Below are 22,605 nucleotides of genomic sequence, written 5' to 3' on the forward strand. Positions count from 1 at the left end.
CGCAACCGCTCCGAACACACCCTGTACGCGCGGGACGTGTGCGGAGGGGCCGGGCGGGGGATGGTCGCGATCATGACACAGCAACACCGGCACGGACCCGTGTCCGAAACGCTCCCCGCCCAGCCCGCTCACTCCCGCCGCCCCATACGGCAGCTGCTCGCCGCATCGGTGGGCAACGCCGTGGAGTGGTACGACTGGTACGCGTACACGTTCCTCGCCACGTACATCGCCGACCAGGTCTTCCCCAAGGGCTCGGGCAACTCCCTCGTACCGCTGCTCTCCACGTTCGCCGTCTTCGCGGTCGGCTTCTTCATGCGTCCGGTCGGCGGACTGCTCATGGGCGCGGTCGCCGACCGGCGCGGCAGGCGGGCCGCGCTGACCGTCACGATCCTGCTGATGGGCGGCAGCAGCCTGCTGGTCGGCCTGACGCCGACGTACGCGTCGGTGGGGGTCCTCGCGCCGGTGGTCCTCGTCCTGGCGCGACTGCTCCAAGGCCTGTCCGTGGGGGGTGAGTTCGCGGCGTCGACGACCTTCCTCGTCGAGTCAGCGGGACCCGGACGGCGAGGTCTCTTCTCCAGCTTCCAGTACGTGTCGACGACCGCGGGCCAGCTCGCCGCTTCCGGCATCGCGGCGCTGCTCGTCGGCACGCTCTCCGACGGGCAGATGGACGGCTGGGGCTGGCGGCTGCCGTTCGTCATCGGCGCGGTGCTCAGCCTGGTCGGCTTCTGGATCAGACAGGGCGCGTACGAGACCCATCAGGCACCCCAGGACGAGTCCGCACGCCCCGGCCTGTTCGACGCCCTGCGCAAGCACCCACGCCAGTCCCTCCTCATCTGCGGCATCACGGCCGGCGGCACGATCGCGTACTACACGTGGACGTCGTACCTTCCGACGTACGCCGAGCTGAACACCGACATCAGCAAGAGTCAGGCGCTCCTGTCAGGGACTCTCTCGCTCGCGTTCTTCGCGCTGCTGCAGCCGGTCGGCGGACTGCTCTCCGACCGCTTCGGCCGCAGGCCGCTCCTGCTCTTCTTCGGTATCGGCTTCGCCGTCCTGAGCGTGCCGCTGCTGCGATCCCTGACCGGCTCGTTCGGCTCGCTCCTGATGGTGCAGTGCGCGGGCATGGTGCTGCTCACGGGCTTCACCTCGATCTCTGCGGCCGTGAACGCGGAGATCTTCCCCGCCCGCGTCCGCGCCGCGGGGATCGGCTTCCCGTACTCCCTCACCGTCGCCCTGTTCGGCGGCACGGCCCCGTACATGGGCACCCTGTTCAAGGAGATCGGCGAACCGGGCCTCTTCCCGTGGTACGTGGCCGTGCTCTGCCTCGCATCGTCAGCGGTGTACCTCAAGCTCCCGGAAACCGCGCACAAGGAGCTGGAGCGCTAGCGGGGGCAGGTCGGGTCACGGCTCCATCACTGGTTCCACAAACCGCCTTCACAACTGACACCGCAGGACTAGCGTCATGCCTCTTCATCGCAGCGAGGGGGCAACCATGGCCAACCCGTATCCCGCGCCGCCGTCATCGCCGAGACCCGCACCGAAGTGGGCACGCAAGCGCTTCGTGCTTCCCGCCCTCGCCCTCACCTTCCTCATCGGCCTCGGGGCGGGTCTCGGTGACGACGGCAGCACCTCGACGAAGGCTGCCGCGAAGGAGGAAGGCCCGACGCCGACCGTCACGGCGACAGCGACGGCGACCGAGACGGCGAAGCCGAAGCCCGCTCCCACAGTCACCAAGACCGTCGAGGCCACGAAGACGGTGAAGGCCACCGTCACTGCCCAGCCGGACGCCGCTGCGCCCGGCTCCGGTGGCAGCGACTCCGGCACTGGAGGGGGCGGCAGCGTCGCCTTCGGGAACTGCAGCGAGGCCCGTGCCGCGGGAGCTGCTCCCGTGCATCGCGGTGAGCCCGGCTACGGGCCTCACCTCGACCGTGACGGTGACGGTGTCGGCTGTGACAGCTGAGCGGCTGCGCCGTCAGGACTGACGCGGCACCTCGATGATGGAGCGGCCCGCCCATTCCGGGGCCGGTTCCGCGAGGGACGTCAGGTGGTCGCGGATCGGGGCCGGGAAGGGGGTCGTCCGGCCCGCGTTCTGGTCGACGTGCAGCGCGAGGAGCTCGGTGGTCGCCGCCGGGGTCGCGTCCGGGGCGATCTGTGTTTCGGGTTCGTCGAGCACGTACAGCTCGTGGGTGAAGCGGGCCTTCTTGGTGTCCGCGCCCAGGATGCGGGTGCGGACGGCCAGGTGGGCGCCCTCCGCGACGTCGTCGAGGTAGCGGATGTGCGCCTCCACCGTGTAGAGGGAGCAGCCGGTGGACTCGCGGTACCCCGCGTGCAGGCCCGTCTCGATCATCATGGCGTCGGTGGCGTAGCCGAAGACGAGGACGTAGAACGCCTCGCTCATATGGCCGTTGTAGTCGATCCATTCCGGACGTACGGTCCGGTGCAGGAGAGGCAGGGGCTCGGTCACTTGGTGTCCTCCTGTGCTGCACGCTGCTGCGGCAGGCGTCCCGTCGCCCGCAGCACGTCGATGACTCCCTGGTCACGCTCGGCGACCAGGTCGGCGATGGTCCGGCCGTCCGCCGCGTCGTCGCATCCGGCGACCACCGCGTCGTACAACTCCTTGTCGAGCTCGGGTGCTTCGAGGCGCGTCCAGGGGGACTTCAGGGACGGGCCGAAGTGGTCGAGCATGTGCGCCATGCCGCCCTCGCCGCCCGCGAGCGCGAAGGTGAGCATGGGGCCCATGAACGCCCAGCGCAGGCCGGGGCCTTCGGTGATCGAGTCGTCGATCTCCTGCACCGTGGCCTCGCCGTTGGCGACCATGTGCAGGGCCTCGCGCCACAGGGCTTCCTGGAGGCGGTTGGCTATGAAGCCGGGGACCTCGCTCGCCATGGTGATCACGGACTTGCCCGCGACCTCGTAGAAGCGCGACGCCCAAGTGATCGCGTGGGGCGCTGTCCTGTCGCCGCCGACCACCTCCACTAGCGGAATGAGGTAGGGGGGGTTGAAGGGGTGCCCGACGACCAGGCGGCCGGGGTCGGTGGCCTCGGTCTGCATGTCCGTCATCGGGTAGCCGGAAGTGGAGGAGGCGATGACGACTCCGGCGGGCGCGGCAGCGTCCAGCTTGGCCAGCAGATCCCGCTTGAGCTCCAGCTTCTCGGGGGCGCTCTCCTGCACGAACTGGACGTCGGCCACGGCCTCTTCGAGGGTGGTGGTGACCGTGAGGCGCTCCGGCGAAGCGCCTTCCGCGAGCCCGAGCTGGGTCAGCGCGGGCCATGCCGCGTCGACCAGGCGGCGCAGCTTCTGCTCGGCGTCGGGGGCGGGGTCCCAGGCGGTGACGTCGTAGCCGCGGGCGAGGTAGTGGGCGACCCAGCCGCCGCCGATCACTCCGGCGCCGACGCAGGCGATACGGCGTACGTCTTCGGGGGCGCAGGGGGCGGGGGGTGTGGTGATGGTGTCGTTCATGCGGGTCCTACTCGTCGTGGGGGGGGGAGGGGTGTCAGGCGCGGGGCTTGAGGCCGAGCTTCTGGCGGGCCTCGTCCGGTGTGGCGACGCGCGAGCCGAGGTTCTCGGTGATCTGCACGGCCCGCTCGACGAGTTGGGCGTTGCTGACCTTGTTGCCCTTGCCGAGGTAGAGGTTGTCCTCCAGGCCCACACGGACCTGGCCGCCGAGCAGGATGGACTGGGCGACCCACGGCATCTGCATGCGGCCGAGCGCGAAGCTGGCCCACTGGGCGCCTTCGGGGAGCATGTTGACCATGGACTGGAGGACACCCGGGTCGGCGGGGGCGCCCCACGGGATGCCCATGCAGAGCTGGAAGACGGTGGGGTTGTCGAGCAGCCCCTCGGCGAGGAGCTGCTTGGCGAACCACAGCTGCCCGGTGTCGAAGATCTCCAACTCGGGCCGCACGCCGAGCTCCTGGATGCGCTTGGCACCCTGGCGGAGCATGTCGGGGGTGGAGATGTAGAGGTTGTCGCCGAAGTTGAGGGAGCCGCAGTCGAGCGTGCAGATGTCGGGGAGCAGGTCCTCGACGTGCGGGAGCCGGTCCAGGCCGCCGACGAGGTCGGTGCCGGGCAACTCGCCGAGCTCCTTCAGCGGCTCGACCGGGTCGATGACCAGGTCGCCGCCCATGCCCGCGGTGAGGTTGATGACGACGTCGGTGCCGGTCTCCTTGATGCGCTCGACGACCTCGCGGTACAGGCGCGGGTCGCGCGAGGGGTCGCCGGTCTCGGGGTCGCGTACGTGGATGTGCACGACGGCGGCGCCGGCCTCGGCGGCCTCCACGGCGGAGGTGGCTATCTGCTCGGGGGTGACCGGGACGTGGGGACTCTTGCGTACGGTGTCGCCCGCGCCGGTGAGGGCGGCGGTGATGATGACGTCTTGATTCACGGGCATGGTGAACTCTCCCTCAGGGGTGGGGTGTTGGTCTTCCTGTAGCAAGCTGCGCGGGGTGTCTACGCGCTGCGTGGCGCGGTGAGCGTCGCGTCCACGTACACGAGCAGCGCCTCGTGCATGTCGTCGGGAGTCGTTCCGTCGGCCCCCGGAGTGGAGGCGAGCACCTGGGTCGCGAGGCCGTCGATCAGCGCCGTGAGGCGCAGTGCGGCGGACTGCGGATCGACGGGGCGGAACACGCCCTGGTCGACGCCGCGCCGGACGACGTCGGCGACGGTCGCGCGCCACTGGCGGTAGTACTCGGCGTGCAGCCGCCCCACGGCGGTGGAGCGGGCGGCCTCCGCCCACAGGTCGAGCCAGACGCTCCACTGCCAGCGCTGCTGCGGGGTGCGGGGGGTCTGGAGCTCGATCAGCTGGCGCAGTTCGTCGGCGGCGTCGGCCGCTTCGGCGATGCGGGCCGCACGGCGGGCGGTGTCCTCGTCCATGCACCAGCGGACGGCGGCCTCCAGGAGGTCGTCACGGCCGGGGAAGTGGTAGTGAATGGCGGCGGTGCTGGTGGCGCAGGCTTCGGCGATGTCCGCGACGCGGACGGCGTGGAATCCGCGCTCGGCGACGAGCCGCACGGTTTCGCGGACGATCTGGAGGGGGCGGCCCCCCTCGGGGGCCGCTGCGGTGCGTTCGCGTCGCGCCTGCGGGGCGGCGGTCGGGGCCTGGGTGCCAAGGAGCCAGCCCGCGTCCACGCCGCCGGTGTCGGCGATGCGGGCCAGCTCGGCCGCGGTGAAGCGGCGGGTGCCGCCGAGGGAGCGGGAGAGCTTGGAGGGGTCCATCACGATACGACGGGCGAATTCGCGCTGGGTCGCTCCGGCGTCGGCGATGACCTTGCGGACCCTGTCCGCGACCTCGGGGTCTTGCTGCATGGGCGGTGACGCTACCCGCGTATTGAGCAGATCGCAATCCAGAGGACGACTTTATCCATACCTACGTCCGGCATTGCGATCCTGACTGATGCCTCAGTCACTGCATCCGGCGAGGGCAGCGAGTGGGACCACGCACGCCCACCCGCTCGCCCCTGCGGGGCAAACGGGTGGGTGGGTGGGAGAAGGATCCGTCGCGAAGCGACGGGCTAGGTCCTGTCCTGGACCCCCTGCACGAACTCATCCAGGTAGGGGTCGGCGATCTTCACCGCCCCCAGCTGATGATGCTCCGCCGGGTCCACGGAAATCGCCCGCGCCCGTCCCGCGAGCGACTCCATCGAGGCCCGCTCCCGCGCCGCCGACGCAGAGTCCCCCTCCTGCGCCGCAGTCAGCGCCGCGAGCCCATGCCGCATCGCGGACCCCCACAGCTCCGTGGCATCGAGCCACTGCTTCGCGTCGTGGAGGAACTGCTGGTCCGGCACCCCGGCGCGCAGCACCGCGGGGACCTTCTCGATCTCCCGAGCCGTGGGCCGCAGCGCCCGCAGCGCCCCGGCGGGGTCACTCTCGTACCGCTTCCAGAACGCGTCCAGCTTCGGCCCGAGGACCGGGGACTGCGGCTGCCAGTTCGACTCACCGAACGTGGGCGCCGCGTGGTTGAGGTCCACGAACGTCCGCACCGCGTCGGCGACCCGATCGTCGCCCCCGGCGAGATACAGCGCCGCCTGCCGCCCCGACCGCGCCCGCTCGTACCCGCGGTCGTTCCAGGAGAAGTCGTTCATGGTGAAGACGGCGAGCTTGCTGGCCCCCTCCTGGTTCATCGGGTTGGACACGATGCCGCTCAGGTGACCGGAGAGACCGGGCTCGCGCTTGTCGTAGGGGGCGAGCAGCAGCCGCCCCGCCGTACGCGCGAAGTCGTTCACCGGGTAGTTGTCCCAGACGAACACCTTCCGCCCGAAGAGCTCGGCGGCCTTCTTTGCCTGGGAGTTGGTGATCTCCGGCGGGACCACGTCCGTGCCCGTCCACATCACTTCCACGGCGCCGTCGAGCTCGGCCCGCATCGTCTGCTTGTACGCGGTGTCGGTGAGGTCGCCGTACTCCGTGGGCACCATCTGCAGCGGGTTGGCGTCCTCGTGCTTGGCGATGAAGTCCCGCTGGATGGTGTTGAGGAGCCCCACCTGGGCCTTCGCCGCGGGTCCACGGCCCGGCTCACCGAACTTGGCCTTGTCGCCCTCGCAGTTCCACTTGGTGTAGCTGATGTCGTCGAGCGGGACCGAGAAGGACCGCACCCCGAGGTCGTACATCGCCTGGAGCTTCGCCGTCAGCGCCTTGACGTCGGCCGGGTCCGAGTAGCAGATGGAGCCGCCCGGCGAGACCGCGAACGTGAAGCGCACGTGGTTGGCGCTCGCGCGGTCGATCAGCTTGCCGAGCTCGGTGAGCTTGTCCTCGGGGTACGGCTCGCGCCACTTCTCCCGGTGGTAGGGGTCGTCCTTGGGCGCGTAGACGTAGGTGTTGGCCTTGGTGTCGCCCAGGAAGTCCATCTGGTCGAGACGTTCGGCCTCGGTCCAGGGCGGTCCGTAGAACCCTTCGATGCTGCCGCGCAGCGGCATGGAGGGAAAGTCGGAGACCTCCGCACCCGCTATGCGCCCGCGCGAGATGAGCTGGCCGAGGGTCTGCGCCGCGTAGAACTGCCCGGTCGCGTCCTTGCCGCCGAGCGCGACGGTGCGGTGCTTCGCCCGCAGGGCGTAGCCCTCCGCCCGCGTCGGCACCTTCGTATCGCCGAGCGCCTTCGCGATGTCCGGCCGGGTCGCCGGGCCGAGCAGGACGGTCAGCGGGGCACGGCCCGACGCCTTGGCGCGTACGTCGATGTCGCGCACCCCGTGGGCGCGCAGCGTCTCGGTGACGCGGCGCCGAGCCACCTCGTCCGCTTCCTCGGCGGCATCGCCGACGACGAGTTCGGCGCGACGGGCGAGCGGCACGTCGCCGCCCGCTCGGTCCATGTGCTGCGGGGTCGGGGAGACGACGGGGAGCTCGCGGCTCACGGCTTCCTCCTGAGCCGACGGCGGCGCGGCGGCTGCCGACGGGGCCAGGGGAATCGCCAGGACGGCGAGCGCGAGAAGCGCCGTCCGGGGTCTGAGAGCGCGTGTGGTGAGGGGCATGGGGCCTCCGAACTTCGGGATGGGGGTGCGGGTGGGGTCAGGGGGGCGCGTCGGGAGACGCGCCCGTAGGGGCGCGGGGAACTGCGCGACCAGCCCCCACCGGCCCGCGGTGAATGAACCGCATGTCCAGCGGACCGCTCAGTCGCGCGTGTGCGCGCGGTACAGGTCGAGCTCGCCGTCGAGTTCCAGGGCGATGACCGTGCACAGCGGATCGAGCTGGTCGTCGGTGAGATGGACGTACTCCCAGCCGGGTACGTCGCCGAGGCCGCCGACACGCTCGTGCCGGGCGACGGTGTCCGTGCCGAGCACGCGGGCGGACGCCACGCCGTTCCCGAGGCCCCGCAGCACCACGTACTCGTTGGGCCGGTCGAAGAGGAAGAGATACAGGGTGCGGCGGTCGGCGGAGAGCGTCGAAGGGCCGTAGAAGTGACCGTGCGGAAGGCCGCGTACCGTCCCGTAGACCGCGTCGGCGTGCCGGCCCGTCCACTCCCCCAGCGCTTCCAGGCGCTCGGTCTGTTCGGGCAGCAGCGTGCCGTCCGCCTTCGGCCCGACGTCCAGGAGCAGATTGCCGCCGCCTCCGACGGTCTCGACGAAGATGCGGACGAGTTGACGCGGCGACTTGTGACGGGTGTCCTGCGGCTGGTAGCCCCAGGAGTCGTTGACGGTGAGGCACAACTCCCACGGCTGGTCGGGTGGTTCGATCGGAACGCCCTGCTCGGGGGTGGCATAGTCGCCGTGTCCGGTGAGGCGGCCGTTGACGACGGTGTGCGGACAGAGCGCCCGGATCTCATCGGCGAGTTCCGCCATCCGCCACTGCTCCGCACTGCGCTCCCACTCGCCGTCGAACCACAGCAGGTCCGGCTCGAAGCGCTGGAGGAGTTCCCGCACCTGTACGCGGTGGAAGGCGAGGAAGTCCGCCCACCTCTCCTCGGACTCCTCGCCGACGGCGGGCATCGCGTAGCGGTTGCCGCGTTCGGCGGGGTCCTGCCCTTCGGGACGCACGGAGGCGTAGTCGGGGTGGGACCAGTCCAAGTGCGAGTAGTAGAGGCCGACTTTGATGCCTCGGGCGCGCAGGGCGGCGACGTACGGGGTGATGAGGTCGCGGCCCGCGGGGGTGCGCTTGACGACGGACAGGTCGTTCGCCGCGGTGTCCCAGAGGGCGACCCCGTCGTGGTGCTTGGCGGTCAGGACGGCGTAGCGAGCGCCCGCGCGGACGAAGAGATCGGCCCAGGACTCGGGGTCGTAGGCGGAGGCGGTGAAGCCGTCGAGCTGCGCCATGTAGCGGTCGTAGGGGACCCGGCCGTCGAAGAAGGACCAGGACTCGGCCACTCCGTCCACGCTGTAGATGCCCCAGTGGAGGAAGATCCCGAGCTTGGCGTCCGTGAACCACGGCTGGATCACTGGCAGTTCTCCTCGTCAGGGGGAAAGCGCTTGCGCGCCAGAAGGCTAGATCGAGAAAGTTGCCCCATACAAGAGGGCGGCTGAGACTGTCGCGACCATTGACCCGCCGAGAGACCAAGTGATTTATTCACTTCATGAGTTACGGCAGTCAGCCCTCCCTGTCCGAGCGCCTGGCGGACGACATAGTCGACATCATCCGCACCGAGCGCCTCACTCCCGGCGACGCGCTGGCCTCGTCCCGCGAGCTGGCACGGCGTTTCGAGGTCACCACGCCGACCGTGCGCGAGGCGCTGCGCAGGCTGGAGGCCACCGGAGTGGTGGAGTTCCGGCACGGATCAGGGACGTACGTCGGGCCGGGTGTGGAGCGCAGGCTCCTGGCCAACCCGCATCAGCCGCGCAGCGACCGAGCCTCGGTCCTCGAACTGGTCGGGGCCCGTCTCGTCCTGGAACCGGCGATCGCGGCAACCGCCGCCCGCGCCCAAGCCGATGACGGCGTACGGCAGTTGGCTCTCGCCGCGGGCAACGCCCTGCTGCCGCCTGAAGAGTCACTGCGCCAGTCCGTGCACTTCCACGTGGCGCTCGCGGCGGCCAGCGGCAACACGCTGCTCCGGGAAGCCGTCGAGGCCCTGCTGCACGTGCGGGCGCGCGAGCAGGTGGAGATCCGGCACCGCTACAACGACCGCGAGCGCGACCACGCCGAACACGTGGAGATCTACGAGGCGGTGCGCGCGGGCGACGCGGAAGCGGCGGAGCGGCTCACCCGCGAGCACCTGACGGCGATCCGCGACGCGGTCGCCTCCGCGGACTTCCCCGAGGAGGTGGGCCGATGAACGGATCCGCCGCACACGCCGGGGCACCGAACGGCCGACAGACGGCCGCGACCCAGGACAGGGAAGCGGCGGACGCCATCTCCGAACCCGGGTCACCGACACCCCGGCAACCATCTCCGCCGCACCCCCGCCTCGCGGAGCACACACCTGACGTGTCCCGTCAGCCCGAACCACATACGGCCGAGGAACACGGCCCTCCGCCCCTCGCCCCCCAACGCCCCTGCCACCTGGCCGAGATGACCACGCCCGAAGCCGCCGCCGCGGTTCGTGACAGCCCTCTCGTGATCATTCCCGCGGGCGCCTTCGAGCAGCACGGACCCGGGATGCCGCTCGCCACCGACACCATCCGCGCCGAACACGTCGCCGACCTGGTGGCATCGCAGCTCGCCGGGCGGGCCGTGATCGGTCCCTCGCTCGGCATCGGCGTCTCCCCGCACCACCTGGCCTTCGCCGGGACGGTCAGCCTCTCGACGGGAACGCTGGCCGCGCTCCTCCGTGACTACGTCGACAGCCTGCACCGGCACGGCTGGCGCGACATCCTGGTGATCACCGGCCACGGCGGGAACAACGCCACGCTCACCACCGTCGCGCAGGACCTGCTCGTGACCCACCCCGGCGTGCGGTTCGCCTGGACGCCGCTGACCACGCTCGCCCCGGACGCCGTCGCGGCCATGCGGCCCAGCGAGGTCCACGGGCACAGCGGAGAGGCGGAAACCGCGCAAATGCTCTACCTCTCACCGGAGTTGGTACACCGCGAACGCCTCGCGCCGGGGTCCGTCACCCAGGATGATCTCGACCCGCTCTCCCGACTCGCACGCCGTGGCGGCCACCCCGCCCTGACCGTGCCGTACGACCGGCTCAGCCCCAACGGCGTGCTCGGCGACCCGCGCCGCGCCACCCCCGGGGACGGCCGCGCGATCGTCGACGCCGCCGTCCATCGCATCGTCACCTTCGCCAAGGAGTGGCTGGACACCGCCAGCTGACGCCTCGTCACTGAACCTCTTCTCTCAGCCGCCCGCGTCCCCGCGCCGTCGGCGGAAGGAGCCTGCCTTGAAACGCGCACTGTCCCGCACGGCCGTCTCTGTCATCGCCGGTCTCACCCTGCTCGCGGGGGCGGCCCTGACCACTCCCTCGTACGCTCAAGGGGGCGTGCCCGGTTGCCGCGAAGCCGGGCCGCAGCCGCCCGGCACCACCGCCCCGCACACGCTCACCAGCGGCGGTCTGACCCGGACCTATCAGCTTCACCTGCCGAAGGGATACACCGCCGATCGCGCGTGGCCCGTGGTCCTCGCCTTCCACGGGCGGGGCAACACCGGCAGCGGCACCGAGGAGTTCAGCAAGCTGTCCACCCTGCCCGCGATCGTCGCGTACCCGGAGGGTGTCGTCGGCACCGGTGACGGGCAGCGACAGGCATGGCAGGGAGCTCCGTACGCCGCACCCGGTGTGGACGACGTGGCGTTCACCCGCGATCTGCTCGATGCGCTGGAGGACCGCCTCTGCGTGAACTCGCGGCGGGTGTACGCCACCGGGAAGTCCAACGGCGCCGGGTTCACCGCGCTCCTCGCCTGCCGGATGTCCGACCGGATCGCGGCGATCGCTCCGGTGGCGGGGGCCTTCTACCCGGGCACGGGCGAGAGCTGCCGCCCCGCACGCCCGGTCCCGGTGATCGACTTCCACGGCACCGCGGACGCCACCATCCCGTACGCGGGAGATCCCGACCGCGGCCTGCCCGCACTCCGCGACTGGCTCACCACCTGGGCCGACCGCGACGGCTGCCGCACCCGCACCCCGGACCGGGCGACCGCGCCCGACATCACCGAGTCCCGCTGGGTGCGCTGCGCGGACGGCGCCGAAGTCCGGCATGTGGCCGTCGCGGGCGGTGGTCACACCTGGCCCGGCGCCGACAGCTACAGCGGCGGCGGTCACACCACCCAGAGCATCGAGGCCCACGAGGTCATGTGGAGCTTCCTGCGCCGCCACCACCTGCGCTGAGCCGCGCCGCCCCGTCCCCTCCCCACCCATGCCCCGCGGAGCCGCCATGTCCTCCCCGACCCCCGCCCTGCCGGACGCACCGCCCCCACCACCCGGCGGGCCCCCTCTCCCCCGCGTCATCCGCGCGATGGCCGTCGTCGAGCGCGCCGGCAACGCGCTGCCGCACCCCTTCTGGCTGTTCTGGATCCTCTCCGGCGTCCTCGCCGTGATCAGCGCGATCCTCGCCGGGTTCGACGTCCTTGTCATCGCGCCGGGAGACGGCAAGAGCGTCGCCGTGCGGAGTCTGCTCAGCGGGGACGGGCTCGCGATGGCCGTCTCGACGATGATCGAGAACTTCGCCGCCTTCCCGCCGATGGCGACCATCGTGGTGGTCATCATGGGCGTCGCGGTCGCCGAACGCAGCGGATTCCTGGCCGCGTTGATGAAGGTCGGCGTCTCCCGCGTCCCTGCCTCGTGGGTGGTCTTCGCGGTCGCCTTCGCGGGCACGGTGGCGCATGTCGCGTCGGCCGCCGCCTACGTCATCCTCGTACCGCTCGGCGGGCTCGCCTTCCGCGCCGTGGGCCGCTCCCCCGTCCTCGGCGTCGTCGTCGCCTACACCGCCATCGCCTCCGGCTACGACGCGAGCCCCGTCCCGACTCCCAACGACGCGATCTTCGCCGGGATCACCACGACGGCGGCGAAGATAGCGGGCGGCGACGACGCGTACGTCTCGCCGCTCAGCAACTGGTTCTTCAACATCGCCTCCTCCCTCCTGCTCGCCGCCGTCATCACCCTCGTGACGCGCTTCGTCCTGAGCAGGCGGCCCGACCTCGACGCCGACCCGGACGCCGATCTCGACGACATCGGGGCGCTCAGCCTCAGCGACCGCGAGCGCTCGGCCCTGCGCCGGGCGGGCCTCACCTTCGTGGTGGCCGTCGCCGCCCTGACGGCTGCCGTCGTACCGGCCTCGTCGCCGCTGCGCGGCGAAGGCGGCAGCATCGTCGAGTCACCGCTCCTGGCCGGCATCGCGGCGATCGTCGCCTTCCTGTTCGCGCTCGTCGGCGTCGTCTACGGAGTCCGTTCCGGGTCCGTCCGCAAGCCCGGCGACGTGCCCAGGCTCATGGGCCAGGGCGTCATGCAGATGGCTCCGGTGCTCGTCCTGTTCTTCGCGATCGCCCAGTTCCTCGCCTACTTCGACTGGACGCACATCGGCGACGTCCTCGCGGTCAGGGCGGCCGAGGCGCTGGAACACAGCCGGCTGCCGATCGTGGTGGTCTTCCTGCTCATCCTGCTGCTCCTGACCCTCGTGAACGTCATGGTCACCAGCGGGTCCGCGATGTGGGCCCTGGCCGCCCCCGTCCTCGTACCGATGCTGATGCTCGTGGACGTCCCCGCCGAGACCACGCAGGGGCTCTTTCGCATCGCGGACTCCGGTTCGACGGCCATCACGCCCATGAGCCCGTACTTCGTGATGGCGCTCGGGTTCCTTCAGCGGTACCGCAAGTCGGCGGGGCTCGGCACCCTCGCCTCGTACACGCTGCCGCTCGCCGTCGCGATGACCGTGGCCTGGACGCTGCTGTTCCTCGCCTGGTGGGCGCTCGGCATCCCGCTCGGTCCCGGCGCACCGGTGCGCTGACTACCCCGTCCGAACTCCGGTGCGCTGCCTACCTGTTTGAACTCCGGTGGGTCACGCAATGGTGTGACGCTGCGGCAGTCGCCGCATCGGTCATCCCCGCTCGGGTAGTGCTCCGCTGCCCGTAAGCCGCCGTCGCGAGGAGAACGCCGCATGTCGCAGCCCTTTGAACTGCCCAGCTTCTACATGGTGCATCCCGCCCGTCTCAACCCCCACGTGGAAGCGGCGAGGGAGCACTCCAGGACGTGGGCACGTGGCATGGGGATGCTGGAGGGTTCGGGCGTCTGGGAACAGCGCGACCTGGACGCCCACGACTACGCACTGCTGTGCGCGTACACCCACCCCGACTGCGACGGCCCCGCGTTGTCACTGGTCACCGACTGGTACGTGTGGGTGTTCTTCTTCGACGACCACTTCCTCGAACTGTTCAAACGGACCCAGGACCGCGAGGGCGGCAAGGCCTATCTGGACCGGTTGCCCGCCTTCATGCCGATGGACCTGTCGACGCCGGTGCCGGAGCCGACGAATCCGGTCGAGGCGGGTCTCGCGGACCTGTGGGCGCGGACGGTGCCGTTCATGTCGCGCGACTGGCGGGCGCGGTTCGCCGAAAGCACGACGAATCTGCTCAACGAATCCCTGTGGGAACTCGCGAACATCAACGAGGGCCGGGTCGCCAACCCCGTCGAGTACATCGAGATGCGCCGCAAGGTGGGCGGCGCACCCTGGTCGGCCGGGCTCATCGAGTACGCGACAGGCGCGGAGGTCCCGCCGGCCGTCGCCGGCTCCAGGCCGCTGCGTGTCCTCAAGGAGACGTTCTCCGACGCCGTCCACCTGCGCAACGACCTCTTCTCGTACCAGCGGGAGATCCAGGACGAGGGTGAACTCTCCAACGGCGTGCTGGTCCTTGAGAAGTTCCTCGGCTGCACCACGCAGGAGGCGGCTGATGCCGTGAACGACCTCCTGACCTCCCGGATGCAGCAGTTCGAGAACACGGCGCTGACCGAACTCGCCCCGCTCTTCGCGGAGACCGGGCTGCCCCCGAAGGAGTGCGCGGACGTCCTGGCGTACACCAAGGGCCTCCAGGACTGGCAGTCCGGCGGTCAGGAGTGGCACATGGTGTCGAGCCGCTACATGAACAAGGGCGGCGCCAGCCCTTCGCCACTCGACGGCCCCACCGGACCCGGTACGTCGGCCGCCGGGATCAAGGCGCTGATCGCCGCCACGGGTGCGAAGCGGCTGCGCGGCTACACACACATCCCCTTCCAGCGGGTCGGCCCCTCCCGGCTGCCCGACTTCGACCTGCCGTACGCGACCCGGCTCTCGCCGCACCTTCAGGAGGCACGCCCCCGCGCCGTTCAGTGGGCGGACCGGATGGGCATGCTCGAACCCCAGACAGGGGTGCCGAGTTCGGACATCTGGGACGCGCACAAGCTGTACGGCTACGACTTCCCGCTCTGCGCGGCGGGCATCCACCCGGACGCGGACCTCGAAGCTCTCGACCTGGGCTCGCAGTGGCTGACCTGGGGCACGTACGGGGACGACTACTTCCCGGTGGTCTTCGGCAGGCCCCGCGACCTCGCGGGCGCGAAGCTCTGCAACGAACGGCTCTCGCTCTTCATGCCGCTGGACTTCGCCGACATGCCGGCGCCCACGAGCGCGATGGAGCGGGGGCTCGCCGATCTGTGGGTGCGCACGGCGGAGCCGATGGACCGGGGAGGGCGCCGCACGCTGCGCACGGCCATCGAGGTCATGACGGCCAGTTGGCTCTGGGAGCTGGACAACCAGGCGCAGAACCGTATCCCCGACCCCGTCGACTACATCGAGATGCGGCGCCTGACCTTCGGCTCCCCGCTCACGATGAGCCTGTGCCGCCTCGGCAACGGCCCCCAGGTGCCGCAGGACATCTACCGCACGGGCCCCATGCAGAACCTGGAGAACGCGGCCAGCGACTACTCCGCTCTGATGAACGACGTCTTCTCGTACCAGAAGGAGATCGAGTACGAGGGCGAGATCCACAACGGCATCCTCGTCGTCCAGAACTTCTTCGGCTGCGACTACCCGACGGCGCTCGGCATCATCGACGACCTGATGAAGTCACGGCTGAGCCAGTTCCAGCACATCGTGGCCCATGAACTCCCCGCTCTCTACGACGAGTTCAATCTGCCGCAGATGACGCGGGGCATCCTCGACGGCTACGTGCGCGAGCTGGAGAACTGGATGGCCGGCATCTACACCTGGCACCGCGACTGCCGCCGCTACCGCGAGGAGGACCTGTCGCACGGCCCGCTGCCGGCCCCGTCGGGGTTCGGCATGGCGGCCGTACGCCCGGACTGGCTGCGGGAGTTCGGCATCGCCGCCGACCGCCAGATGGAGGCGACGACCGGCCTGCCCTCACCCGCCCGCCCCTGACCGCTCCCCTCTATCCGGCGTCCCGCGGCTCCGGCAGGATCGGGCGGAGGCGTGGGGCGGGGTGGCGGTCGCGGCGCCATTCGCGGGGGTAGCCGACCGAGACCTCCTGGAAGCGGACTCCGTCGTGCCAGGTGGTGCGGGGGATGTGCAGATGGCCGTAGACGACCGCCGCGGCCTCGTACTTCACGTGCCAGTCGGCGGTCAGCTCGGTGCCGCACCACAGGGCGAACTCGGGGTAGTGCAGGATCCGCGTGGGGTCGCGCACCAGCGGCCAGTGGTTGATCAGGACCGTCGGGAGGCCGGGAGTCCGCCGGGCGAGCATCTCCTCGGTGGACGCCACGCGGGCGCGGCACCAGTCGTCAAGGCCCGGGTAGGGGTCGGGATGCAGGAGCACCTCGTCGGTGCAGACGATGCCCGCCGCGTGCGCCGCCTCCAGCGCGTCCGTCTTCGCGTACGTGCCTTCGGGGCGGAAGGTGTAGTCGTAGAGCAGGAACAGCGGGGCCACGGTGGCGGGACCACCGTCGCCGTGCCAGACCGGGTAGGGGTCCTCGGGGGTCGCGACGCCCAAGGAGCGGCACAGCTCGACGAGATGGCGGTAGCGGGCCTCGCCCCGCAGCTGGTTCGGGTCGTCGCGGGGCGTCCACAGTTCGTGGTTGCCCGGCGTCCACACCACCTTGGCGAAACGATCGGTGAGGGTGCGCAGCGCCCATTCGATGTCGGCCATGCGCTCGGCGGTGTCCCCCGCGACGATCAGCCAGTCCCCGTCGGTCTCCGGGCGCAGGGACTCGAGGAACTCGCGGTTGTCGTCGTACGCGACGTGCAGATCGCTGATGGCGTACAACTTCGGCTTTTTTTTGGGCACTTGTGTCACTCCGTGAGGCTAACCGCAGCGCTGACCGCGCGGGGTGCGATCAGCTTCCTCCGGTGTGCGGGTACGGGGACAGCGCCGAGGGGCCCTCAGTGGTGTCCGTCCCCGCCGCCCTGCTGGATCTCCAGGTACTCCTCGGGCGTGGCCTTGGGCACCTGCGCCGACGGACCGTACATGGCCCGCCCCAGACGGGCCCGCATCCGCTCGCCGCGGGTGACCTTGCGTGCCACGCCGTGCTCGTCGACCGCCGGACCGGCCTCGTACGGCTTGGGCTGCTCGTGCGCGGTCAGCTTGTACAACTCACCCTGTGTGAGCGGCACATGGACCTCCACGTACTCACCGTGGGGCAGGCGTTTGATGGTGCCGCTCTCCCGGCCGTGCAGCGCCTTCTCGCGGTCGCGGAGCTGGAGCCCCATGCACCATCGGTGGGTCACGTAGAAGGCGAGGGCCGGCCCGACGAAGCAGGCGATCCGCACGAACCACGTGATCGCGTTGATGGAGAGATGGAAGTGCGTGGCCCAGATGTCGTTGCCGCCGCCGACCATCAGGACGGCGAACAGTGTCAGCCACGCCACGCCGAGCCCGGTGCGCACCGGAGCGTTGCGCGGCCGGTCCGCGATGTGGTGCTCGCGTTTGTCGCCGGTGACCCAGGCCTCGATGAACGGGTAGACGGCGATGGCCATCAGGATGAGCGGGAAGAGCGAGAACGGGATGAAGACACCCAGTTCCAGCGTGTGCCCCCAGGCGTTGATCTCCCAGCTGGGCATCACCCGGATCAGACCTTCGGAGAAGCCCAGATACCAGTCGGGTTGAGCGCCCGTGGAGACCAGATCCGGTCGGTAGGGCCCGATCACCCACACGGGGTTGATGGTGGCGACCGCTCCCATGATCGCCAGGATGCCGAAGACGAGGAAGAAGAAGCCGCCGGCCTTGGCGATGTAGATGGGCATGAACGGCGCCCCGACCACGTTCTTCTCGGTCTTTCCGGGCCCGGCGAACTGGGTGTGCTTGTGGTAGAAGACCAGGATCAGGTGGGCGACGACGAGCCCCAGCATGATCCCCGGCAACAGCAGGACATGGACGCTGAAGAGCCGCGGAATGATCGCGTCGCCCGGGAACTCCCCGCCGAAGAGGAAGAAGGAGAGATACGTCCCCACGACCGGGACGGAGAGGATCGCGCCCTGCGCGAAGCGGATGCCGGTGCCCGAGAGCAGGTCGTCCGGGAGCGAGTATCCGGTGAGGCCGGTGATGATCCCGAGGAACAGCAGCGTCCAGCCGAACAACCAGTTGACCTCGCGCGGCTTGCGGAAGGCTCCGGTGAAGAACACCCGCATCATGTGCACGAGCATGGCGGCGACGAAGACGATCGCGGCCCAGTGGTGGATCTGCCGGATCAGCAGGCCGCCGCGCACTTCCAGGCTGATCTCGACCGTGGACTCGAACGCCCGGGTCATCTGGATGCCCTTGAGCGGCGTGTACACGCCGTCGTAGATGACCTCGGAGCCGCTCGGCTCGAAGAAGAGCGTCAGATAGACGCCGGTGAGGATCAGGATCAGGAAGCTGTAGAGACAGATCTCCCCGAACATGAAGGACCAGTGGTCGGGAAAGATCTTGCGCATCTGGCTCTTGGCCAGGGTGTGGATGCCGAGGCGGCCATCAGCCCAGTCGGCGACCCGCTCCCCCTTGCCCGCCGGGGCCGGCCGTTTGCTGTCCCGGGCGTGCTCGACGTTTCCACTCATGCGTCTCCCCCTCAGGCGGCTACCAGGTTAGATCAAGGGGTTCCCGGCGCCAACAGGCCCCACCGCACCGGTAGTTGATGATCATCGGACGCCCTGGTCGGAGGCGGTACAAGTGGCTGCTTCGGAGGGACGGGGAAGTCACGTCGCTGGGGCGCCCGACGGCCGGGCGGTCTGAGGGCTCTCCTGTTCCTCCACCTCCCGCACCAGATCGATCGCCCGCCCCAGGGTCGTGAGCCGCGCCTCAAGGCCCTCGCCGGCCGGATAGAAGCGGACCGTGTCCACGCCCGCGTCGCGCCACACCCTCAGCCGCTCGCGGACCATGTCCTCGGTGCCGATGAGGGTGGTGGCGAGAACCATGTCGTCGGTGATCAGGGCGGCCGCGCCGTCGCGGTCGCCGGACTGCCAGCGGGTGCGGACCTCCGCCGCGGTGTCGGCCCAACCCTGTCTGCTGTAGGCGTTGTTGTAGTAGTTGGTGCTGGCGGAGCCCATGCCGCCCAGGCTGAAGGCGAGCTCCTTCTTGCGGCCCGCGACCATCGTGCGCAGCACGTCCTCGTCGTCGGCGAAGGCCACTTCGGCGCCCTGGCAGATGTCCAGATCACCGCGGGTGCGGCCGGAGGCGGTGAGGCCCGCGTCGAGATGGTCGAAGTAGGCCTCCTTCGCGCCCTCCGGGACGAAGCTGGTACCCAGCCAGCCGTCGGCGATCTCGCCGGTCAGGCGCAGCATCCTGGGCGAGAGGGTGGCAAGGTAGATGGGCAGTTCGTGCTCGGCGCGCATGGACAGGCGCATGGGCTTCGCCTCACCGCCGGGCAGCGGCAGGGTGAACTCCCGTCCCGTGTACGAGATCTTCTCCCCCGTGGCCGCCCGGCGGACGATCTCCACCGTCTCCCGCATCCGGGTGAGCGGCCGCGCGAACGGCACCCCGTGCAGGCCTTCGATCACCTGGGGACCCGACGGGCCGAGCCCGAGGAGGAAGCGGCCGTCGGAGATGTTCGAGAGGGTGATCGCCGCGCGGGCGATGGCGGCCGGGGTGCGGGTCGCGAGCTGGATGATGCCGGAGCCGAGCAGCATGCGCTCCGTGCGCGCGGCCAAGTAGCCGAGCGGGGACGGCGCTTCGGAGCCCCACGCCTCCGCGACCCAGCAGATGTCCATTCCCAGCTTCTCGGCCTCGGTGACGAAGTCGACGGTCTCCCGCCAGTTCGCCCCGGAGGCCTCGATGGTCGTCGATGTGCGCATCACGCGTCCGCCTTCCCGGCAGCGGCGCCCTCCGCCAGCTTCTTGATCGCCTCCAGCGTGGCCGTCATGTTCCGCTCGAACTCCCGCATCCGTACGTACACGATCTTCTGCTCCTTCTCCGGCATCCGGTCGATCGCGTACGACAGGCCGGAGCGGCCGGGTCCCAGCTGCATCCACTGGGTCAGCTCGGTGCCGCCGTCGTCCGCCGCCGTGAGGCTGAACCGCCAGACGGCGCTGGGCCGTTCGGGGTCCTCGACCGCCCAGGCGAACACCCGCGGGGCCTCGCACTCCACGACGTACGACGTGGTCTGCCACGCGCCGAACGACGCGTGCTCGCTGCGGCCGACGAACCGCGCGCCGGGCGCGGCCCTGGCCGCCCCGTCCAGCCACTCGACCGACCGCAGCTCCGTGCTCAGCGTGGGCATCAGGCCGATGTCGGAGACGAGCTCCCACACGTGTTCCGGTGACGCGGTGATCCGCGTGCGCACCTCGGTCGTCGGCTTTTCCGCGTAGCGCGCGCCTGTCCACTCCATCGTGGGTCGCCTCTCTGTAGTCGCTGACCACGAGAGTTGCGTAGATAGACTCACTCGTCAAGGGTGAGGGCCCGTCAGGGGCCGAGGTGGGTTCAGCGGCTGAAGCGGTCCCGGATCTCCGGCCGTTCGGCCAGCCGGGCCGGATAGCCGGGCCCGAGGCGTGCATGCGTGTCGTCTGCCGACATCGGCTCCTTGCAGTGGCCACAGACCACCTCGGCCGTGGCCTCGTGCCCGCAGCGGCCGTGCTCGAAGACGACCGGCGCTCCCTCGTCACCGCTCAGCCAGCGGTTGCCCCAGCTGTTCATCACGGCGAGCACACCGAAGAAGTCGCGGCCCTTCTCGGTGAGCACGTAGTCGTAGCGCACGGGCTCGCTCTGATAGGGGCGCTTCTCCATCAGGCCCTCGTCGACCAGGCGGCGCAGCCGGTCGGTCAGGGTGTTGCGCGCGATGCCCAGCTCCTGCTGGAAGACGTCGAAGCGCTTGATCCCGTAGAACGCCTCGCGCAGCACGAGCGGGGTCCACCAGTCGCCCAGCAGGTCCATGGTGCGGGCGATGGAGCAGGGCCAGGTGGCAAAGGAGGTCCGCCTCATGCCGCAAGGATACGAGAAGAGGTCACGGCTCCTGGTGGGTCTCGGAACTGGACTCAGCAGCCCGCGGCCGGTGGAGAGGCGCTCACGTGACGTTCGACGCACACGCGGCGCTCCGTTGTGGAGCTCGGTGGCGGGTTTCGCCAACTTCACGATGCTGCTCGTCCAGGCGCTGCACGACCAGTTCAGCAAGGTGCGGGTCTTCGCCTTCGTCAACCGTGTCGACGAGGTGACCGACCTCATCGCGCGCGGCACGGCCGACCCCGAGGGCCTGGGCAGCCGCGTCATCTCGGGAGCGGCGGTCACCGGCTACCACGGCAGCAGCGACCACGGCTCCGCCCTGGGCGAGTTCGCCGAGCGCTACGCCGAGGCGGTCACCCCGCGCTCCACGGTCTTCGTGCTCGGCGACGCCCGCACGAACATGAGCGACCCGAACGTCCCGGCCCTGCGCACCGTCGCGTCCCGCGCCCGCCAGGTGTACTGGCTCAACCCGGAGCGCCGCGCCCAGTGGCAGACGGGCGACTCGGCGGCGGGCACGTGTGCCGAGCTCGTGGAGATGTACGAGTGCCGCAACGCGCGGCAGCTCAGCGCACTGACCGGACGGCTGTTGCCGGTCTGAACCGTCCGGGACGTCCGCCCCCGACCCGTTCGACCCCGCCTTAAGCTGTCCCGGCACGGGTGACAGAACGGCGAGGAGATGACGTGGCAGGCGGCGCGGACCAGGTCAAGGAGGAGATCCGGGCTCGGATCGGTGAGGTGCGGAGCGAGCTCGTCGGGCTCAGTCGGCGCATTCACGCTCATCCGGAGATCGCCTTCGAGGAGCGGCGGGCCGCCGGATGGTGTGCGGACGTGCTGCGCGGGCACGGCTTCGCGGTGACCGCTCCCGCGTACGGGCTCGAGACCGCCTTCGAGGCGACCCTGGGGTCGGGGCCCGTGACCGTCGCGCTTGCCTGCGAGTACGACGCGCTGCCCGGCATGGGGCATGCCTGCGGGCACAATCTGATCGCGGCGGCGGGCGTGGGGGCCGCCCTCGGTCTCGCTCCAGTCGCCGATCAACTCGGGCTCACTGTCCGCGTGTTGGGGACGCCCGCCGAGGAGAGCGGAGCCGGGAAGGCGCTGCTGCTCGATGCCGGGGCGTTCCAGGGCGTCGACGCGGCGATGATGGTGCACCCGTGCCCGTTCGAGGTGGCCGACTTCCATTCGTACGCGATGGGGGCGCTGTCGGTGACGTACACGGGGAAGTCCGCGCACGCCACGCTCAACCCGCAGGACGGGCGGAACGCGGCCGACGCGCTGACCGTGGCGCAGGTCGCCCTCGGGCTGCTCCGGCAGCAGCTGCCCGGCGAGTGGAAGGTGCACGGGATCACCACCGAGGCCGGGACGGCACTCAACGCCGTTCCCGAGCGGGCGAGCGCCGCGTACGCACTGCGGGCGCCGTCGGTGGAGGAACTGCGCGAGCTGCGGGAGCGGGTGGCGGACTGCTTTCGCGCGGGGGCGCTCGCGGCCGGGTGCGCGGTGGAACTGGAGCAGCCCGCTCCCGACTACCTCGACTTCCGGTCCGATGCCGGTCTCCTCGCGCTGTGGGAGGCGAACGCCCGCGCCCTGGGGCGGCCCGAACCGCAGCGGCGCGGACCCTTCGCGTCCACGGACATGGGCAACGTCTCGCACGTCGTGCCGTCGATCCACCCCGTGCTCGACATCAGCGGGGGCGGCTGCGGCCCCCACCAGCCCGAGTTCGCCGCCGCGGCCGCCACGCCGGTCGCCGAACAGGCCCTGATCGACGGGGCCGTGGGGCTCGCCTGGACGGCGGCGGACTTCGCCGTCAGCCGGTCCTAGCCGCCCGTCGCGGGGCGCGGCGCCACCTCCGCGGGCTCCGGTCAGCCCGGCTCGGCCGGCTGCGCGGAGGCCGTGGTGGAGGCCTTCGTAGAGGCCGTGGTGGAGGCC

19 protein-coding genes and 1 pseudogene are annotated in these 22,605 nt (G+C 70.5%); 9 read left to right on the forward strand and 11 right to left on the reverse strand.

The features are described 5' to 3' along the window. Positions 1 to 60: 60 nt before the first annotated feature. Positions 61 to 1,386 carry an MFS transporter gene (locus ACZ5WE_RS20925; protein ID WP_467691123.1) on the forward strand — a complete coding sequence of 442 codons (1,326 nt, stop codon included), beginning with the start codon at positions 61 to 63 and terminating at the stop codon, positions 1,384 to 1,386. 106 nt (positions 1,387 to 1,492) lie between these two features. Beyond that, positions 1,493 to 1,960 carry an excalibur calcium-binding domain-containing protein gene (locus ACZ5WE_RS20930; RefSeq protein WP_467691124.1) on the forward strand — a complete coding sequence of 156 codons (468 nt, stop codon included), beginning with the start codon at positions 1,493 to 1,495 and terminating at the stop codon, positions 1,958 to 1,960. Positions 1,961 to 1,972: 12 nt separating this feature from the next. On the opposite strand, the gene ACZ5WE_RS20935 is transcribed toward ACZ5WE_RS20930, so the two are convergent. The 6 genes from ACZ5WE_RS20935 to ACZ5WE_RS20960 form a co-directional block, all read right to left on the reverse strand. Beyond that, positions 1,973 to 2,464: a thioesterase family protein gene (locus tag ACZ5WE_RS20935; protein ID WP_467691125.1), complete on the reverse strand. Its 492-nt coding sequence runs from the start codon at positions 2,462 to 2,464 to the stop codon at positions 1,973 to 1,975. Beyond that, positions 2,461 to 3,459, reverse strand: coding sequence for a 3-hydroxyacyl-CoA dehydrogenase NAD-binding domain-containing protein (locus ACZ5WE_RS20940; RefSeq protein ID WP_467691127.1), 999 nt, complete (start codon positions 3,457 to 3,459; stop codon positions 2,461 to 2,463). Before ACZ5WE_RS20940 ends, ACZ5WE_RS20935 begins: the two co-directional genes overlap by 4 nt. A gap of 34 nt (positions 3,460 to 3,493) precedes the next feature. Further along, positions 3,494 to 4,390 carry a beta-keto acid cleavage family enzyme gene (locus ACZ5WE_RS20945; protein WP_467691128.1) on the reverse strand — a complete coding sequence of 299 codons (897 nt, stop codon included), beginning with the start codon at positions 4,388 to 4,390 and terminating at the stop codon, positions 3,494 to 3,496. Between the two features lie 59 nt (positions 4,391 to 4,449). Beyond that, positions 4,450 to 5,304, reverse strand: coding sequence for a TetR/AcrR family transcriptional regulator (locus ACZ5WE_RS20950; RefSeq protein ID WP_467691130.1), 855 nt, complete (start codon positions 5,302 to 5,304; stop codon positions 4,450 to 4,452). A gap of 206 nt (positions 5,305 to 5,510) precedes the next feature. After that, positions 5,511 to 7,457, reverse strand: coding sequence for a beta-N-acetylhexosaminidase family protein (locus ACZ5WE_RS20955; protein WP_467691131.1), 1,947 nt, complete (start codon positions 7,455 to 7,457; stop codon positions 5,511 to 5,513). A 138-nt stretch (positions 7,458 to 7,595) separates the two neighbouring features. Continuing rightward, a complete protein-coding gene (locus ACZ5WE_RS20960; RefSeq protein ID WP_467691377.1) occupies positions 7,596 to 8,855 on the reverse strand; it encodes an alpha-L-fucosidase in 1,260 nt (419 codons plus the stop codon). 137 nt (positions 8,856 to 8,992) lie between these two features. On the opposite strand from ACZ5WE_RS20960, the gene ACZ5WE_RS20965 reads away from it, so the two are divergent. From ACZ5WE_RS20965 to ACZ5WE_RS20985, 5 genes are all read left to right on the forward strand, one after another. After that, positions 8,993 to 9,688: a FadR/GntR family transcriptional regulator gene (locus tag ACZ5WE_RS20965; RefSeq protein WP_467691133.1), complete on the forward strand. Its 696-nt coding sequence runs from the start codon at positions 8,993 to 8,995 to the stop codon at positions 9,686 to 9,688. A 236-nt stretch (positions 9,689 to 9,924) separates the two neighbouring features. After that, on the forward strand, positions 9,925 to 10,671 hold the full coding sequence (locus tag ACZ5WE_RS20970) for a creatininase family protein (RefSeq protein WP_467691134.1): 747 nt from the start codon (positions 9,925 to 9,927) through the stop codon (positions 10,669 to 10,671). 67 nt (positions 10,672 to 10,738) lie between these two features. After that, on the forward strand, positions 10,739 to 11,680 hold the full coding sequence (locus tag ACZ5WE_RS20975) for a CE1 family esterase (RefSeq protein ID WP_467691136.1): 942 nt from the start codon (positions 10,739 to 10,741) through the stop codon (positions 11,678 to 11,680). 46 nt (positions 11,681 to 11,726) lie between these two features. Next, on the forward strand, positions 11,727 to 13,295 hold the full coding sequence (locus ACZ5WE_RS20980; RefSeq protein ID WP_467691138.1) for an AbgT family transporter: 1,569 nt from the start codon (positions 11,727 to 11,729) through the stop codon (positions 13,293 to 13,295). A 150-nt stretch (positions 13,296 to 13,445) separates the two neighbouring features. Next, the gene (locus ACZ5WE_RS20985; RefSeq protein ID WP_467691139.1) at positions 13,446 to 15,701 is read left to right on the forward strand and encodes a terpene synthase family protein; all 2,256 of its coding nucleotides are present in this window, start codon (positions 13,446 to 13,448) and stop codon (positions 15,699 to 15,701) included. Positions 15,702 to 15,711: 10 nt separating this feature from the next. Here ACZ5WE_RS20985 and ACZ5WE_RS20990 read toward each other — a convergent pair whose 3' ends face one another. The 5 genes from ACZ5WE_RS20990 to ACZ5WE_RS21010 form a co-directional block, all read right to left on the reverse strand. Next, positions 15,712 to 16,563 (reverse strand): metallophosphoesterase family protein, encoded by an 852-nt coding sequence (locus ACZ5WE_RS20990; RefSeq protein WP_467691141.1) that lies wholly within the window; start codon positions 16,561 to 16,563, stop codon positions 15,712 to 15,714. A gap of 95 nt (positions 16,564 to 16,658) precedes the next feature. Next, complete coding sequence (gene qcrB, locus ACZ5WE_RS20995; protein WP_467691143.1) at positions 16,659 to 18,308, reverse strand: cytochrome bc1 complex cytochrome b subunit; 1,650 nt, start codon at positions 18,306 to 18,308, stop codon at positions 16,659 to 16,661. 138 nt (positions 18,309 to 18,446) lie between these two features. Continuing rightward, a complete protein-coding gene (locus ACZ5WE_RS21000) occupies positions 18,447 to 19,541 on the reverse strand; it encodes an LLM class flavin-dependent oxidoreductase (RefSeq protein WP_467691145.1) in 1,095 nt (364 codons plus the stop codon). Continuing rightward, a complete protein-coding gene (locus ACZ5WE_RS21005) occupies positions 19,541 to 20,074 on the reverse strand; it encodes an SRPBCC family protein (RefSeq protein WP_467691147.1) in 534 nt (177 codons plus the stop codon). The genes ACZ5WE_RS21000 and ACZ5WE_RS21005 overlap by 1 nt, the downstream gene beginning before the upstream one ends. Positions 20,075 to 20,166: 92 nt before the next feature. Continuing rightward, positions 20,167 to 20,664 (reverse strand): winged helix-turn-helix transcriptional regulator, encoded by a 498-nt coding sequence (locus ACZ5WE_RS21010; RefSeq protein WP_467691149.1) that lies wholly within the window; start codon positions 20,662 to 20,664, stop codon positions 20,167 to 20,169. 19 nt (positions 20,665 to 20,683) lie between these two features. On the opposite strand from ACZ5WE_RS21010, the pseudogene ACZ5WE_RS21015 reads away from it, so the two are divergent. Both ACZ5WE_RS21015 and ACZ5WE_RS21020 read left to right on the forward strand, forming a co-directional pair. Beyond that, positions 20,684 to 21,280 (forward strand): annotated as a pseudogene (locus ACZ5WE_RS21015) (VWA domain-containing protein); the annotation flags it as partial. 116 nt (positions 21,281 to 21,396) lie between these two features. Then, a complete protein-coding gene (locus ACZ5WE_RS21020; RefSeq protein WP_467691379.1) occupies positions 21,397 to 22,497 on the forward strand; it encodes a M20 family metallopeptidase in 1,101 nt (366 codons plus the stop codon). The last annotated feature ends 108 nt before the right edge of the window (positions 22,498 to 22,605 follow it).

This window comes from Streptomyces sp. NPDC033180 (assembly GCF_055577645.1).

Bases quoted from the DNA above. Each gene is read 5' to 3' on its own strand.
- ACZ5WE_RS20925 (WP_467691123.1), top strand. From the start codon at position 61: ATGGTCGCGATCATGACACAGCAACACCGGCACGGACCCGTGTCCGAA.
- ACZ5WE_RS20930 (WP_467691124.1), top strand. From the start codon at position 1,493: ATGGCCAACCCGTATCCCGCGCCGCCGTCATCGCCGAGACCCGCACCG.
- ACZ5WE_RS20940 (WP_467691127.1), bottom strand. From the start codon at position 3,459: ATGAACGACACCATCACCACACCCCCCGCCCCCTGCGCCCCCGAAGAC.
- ACZ5WE_RS20945 (WP_467691128.1), bottom strand. From the start codon at position 4,390: ATGCCCGTGAATCAAGACGTCATCATCACCGCCGCCCTCACCGGCGCG.
- ACZ5WE_RS20950 (WP_467691130.1), bottom strand. From the start codon at position 5,304: ATGCAGCAAGACCCCGAGGTCGCGGACAGGGTCCGCAAGGTCATCGCC.
- ACZ5WE_RS20955 (WP_467691131.1), bottom strand. From the start codon at position 7,457: ATGCCCCTCACCACACGCGCTCTCAGACCCCGGACGGCGCTTCTCGCG.
- ACZ5WE_RS20965 (WP_467691133.1), top strand. From the start codon at position 8,993: ATGAGTTACGGCAGTCAGCCCTCCCTGTCCGAGCGCCTGGCGGACGAC.
- ACZ5WE_RS20970 (WP_467691134.1), top strand. From the start codon at position 9,925: ATGACCACGCCCGAAGCCGCCGCCGCGGTTCGTGACAGCCCTCTCGTG.
- ACZ5WE_RS20980 (WP_467691138.1), top strand. From the start codon at position 11,727: ATGTCCTCCCCGACCCCCGCCCTGCCGGACGCACCGCCCCCACCACCC.
- ACZ5WE_RS20985 (WP_467691139.1), top strand. From the start codon at position 13,446: ATGTCGCAGCCCTTTGAACTGCCCAGCTTCTACATGGTGCATCCCGCC.
- qcrB (WP_467691143.1), bottom strand. From the start codon at position 18,308: ATGAGTGGAAACGTCGAGCACGCCCGGGACAGCAAACGGCCGGCCCCG.
- ACZ5WE_RS21000 (WP_467691145.1), bottom strand. From the start codon at position 19,541: ATGCGCACATCGACGACCATCGAGGCCTCCGGGGCGAACTGGCGGGAG.
- ACZ5WE_RS21005 (WP_467691147.1), bottom strand. From the start codon at position 20,074: ATGGAGTGGACAGGCGCGCGCTACGCGGAAAAGCCGACGACCGAGGTG.
- ACZ5WE_RS21010 (WP_467691149.1), bottom strand. From the start codon at position 20,664: ATGAGGCGGACCTCCTTTGCCACCTGGCCCTGCTCCATCGCCCGCACC.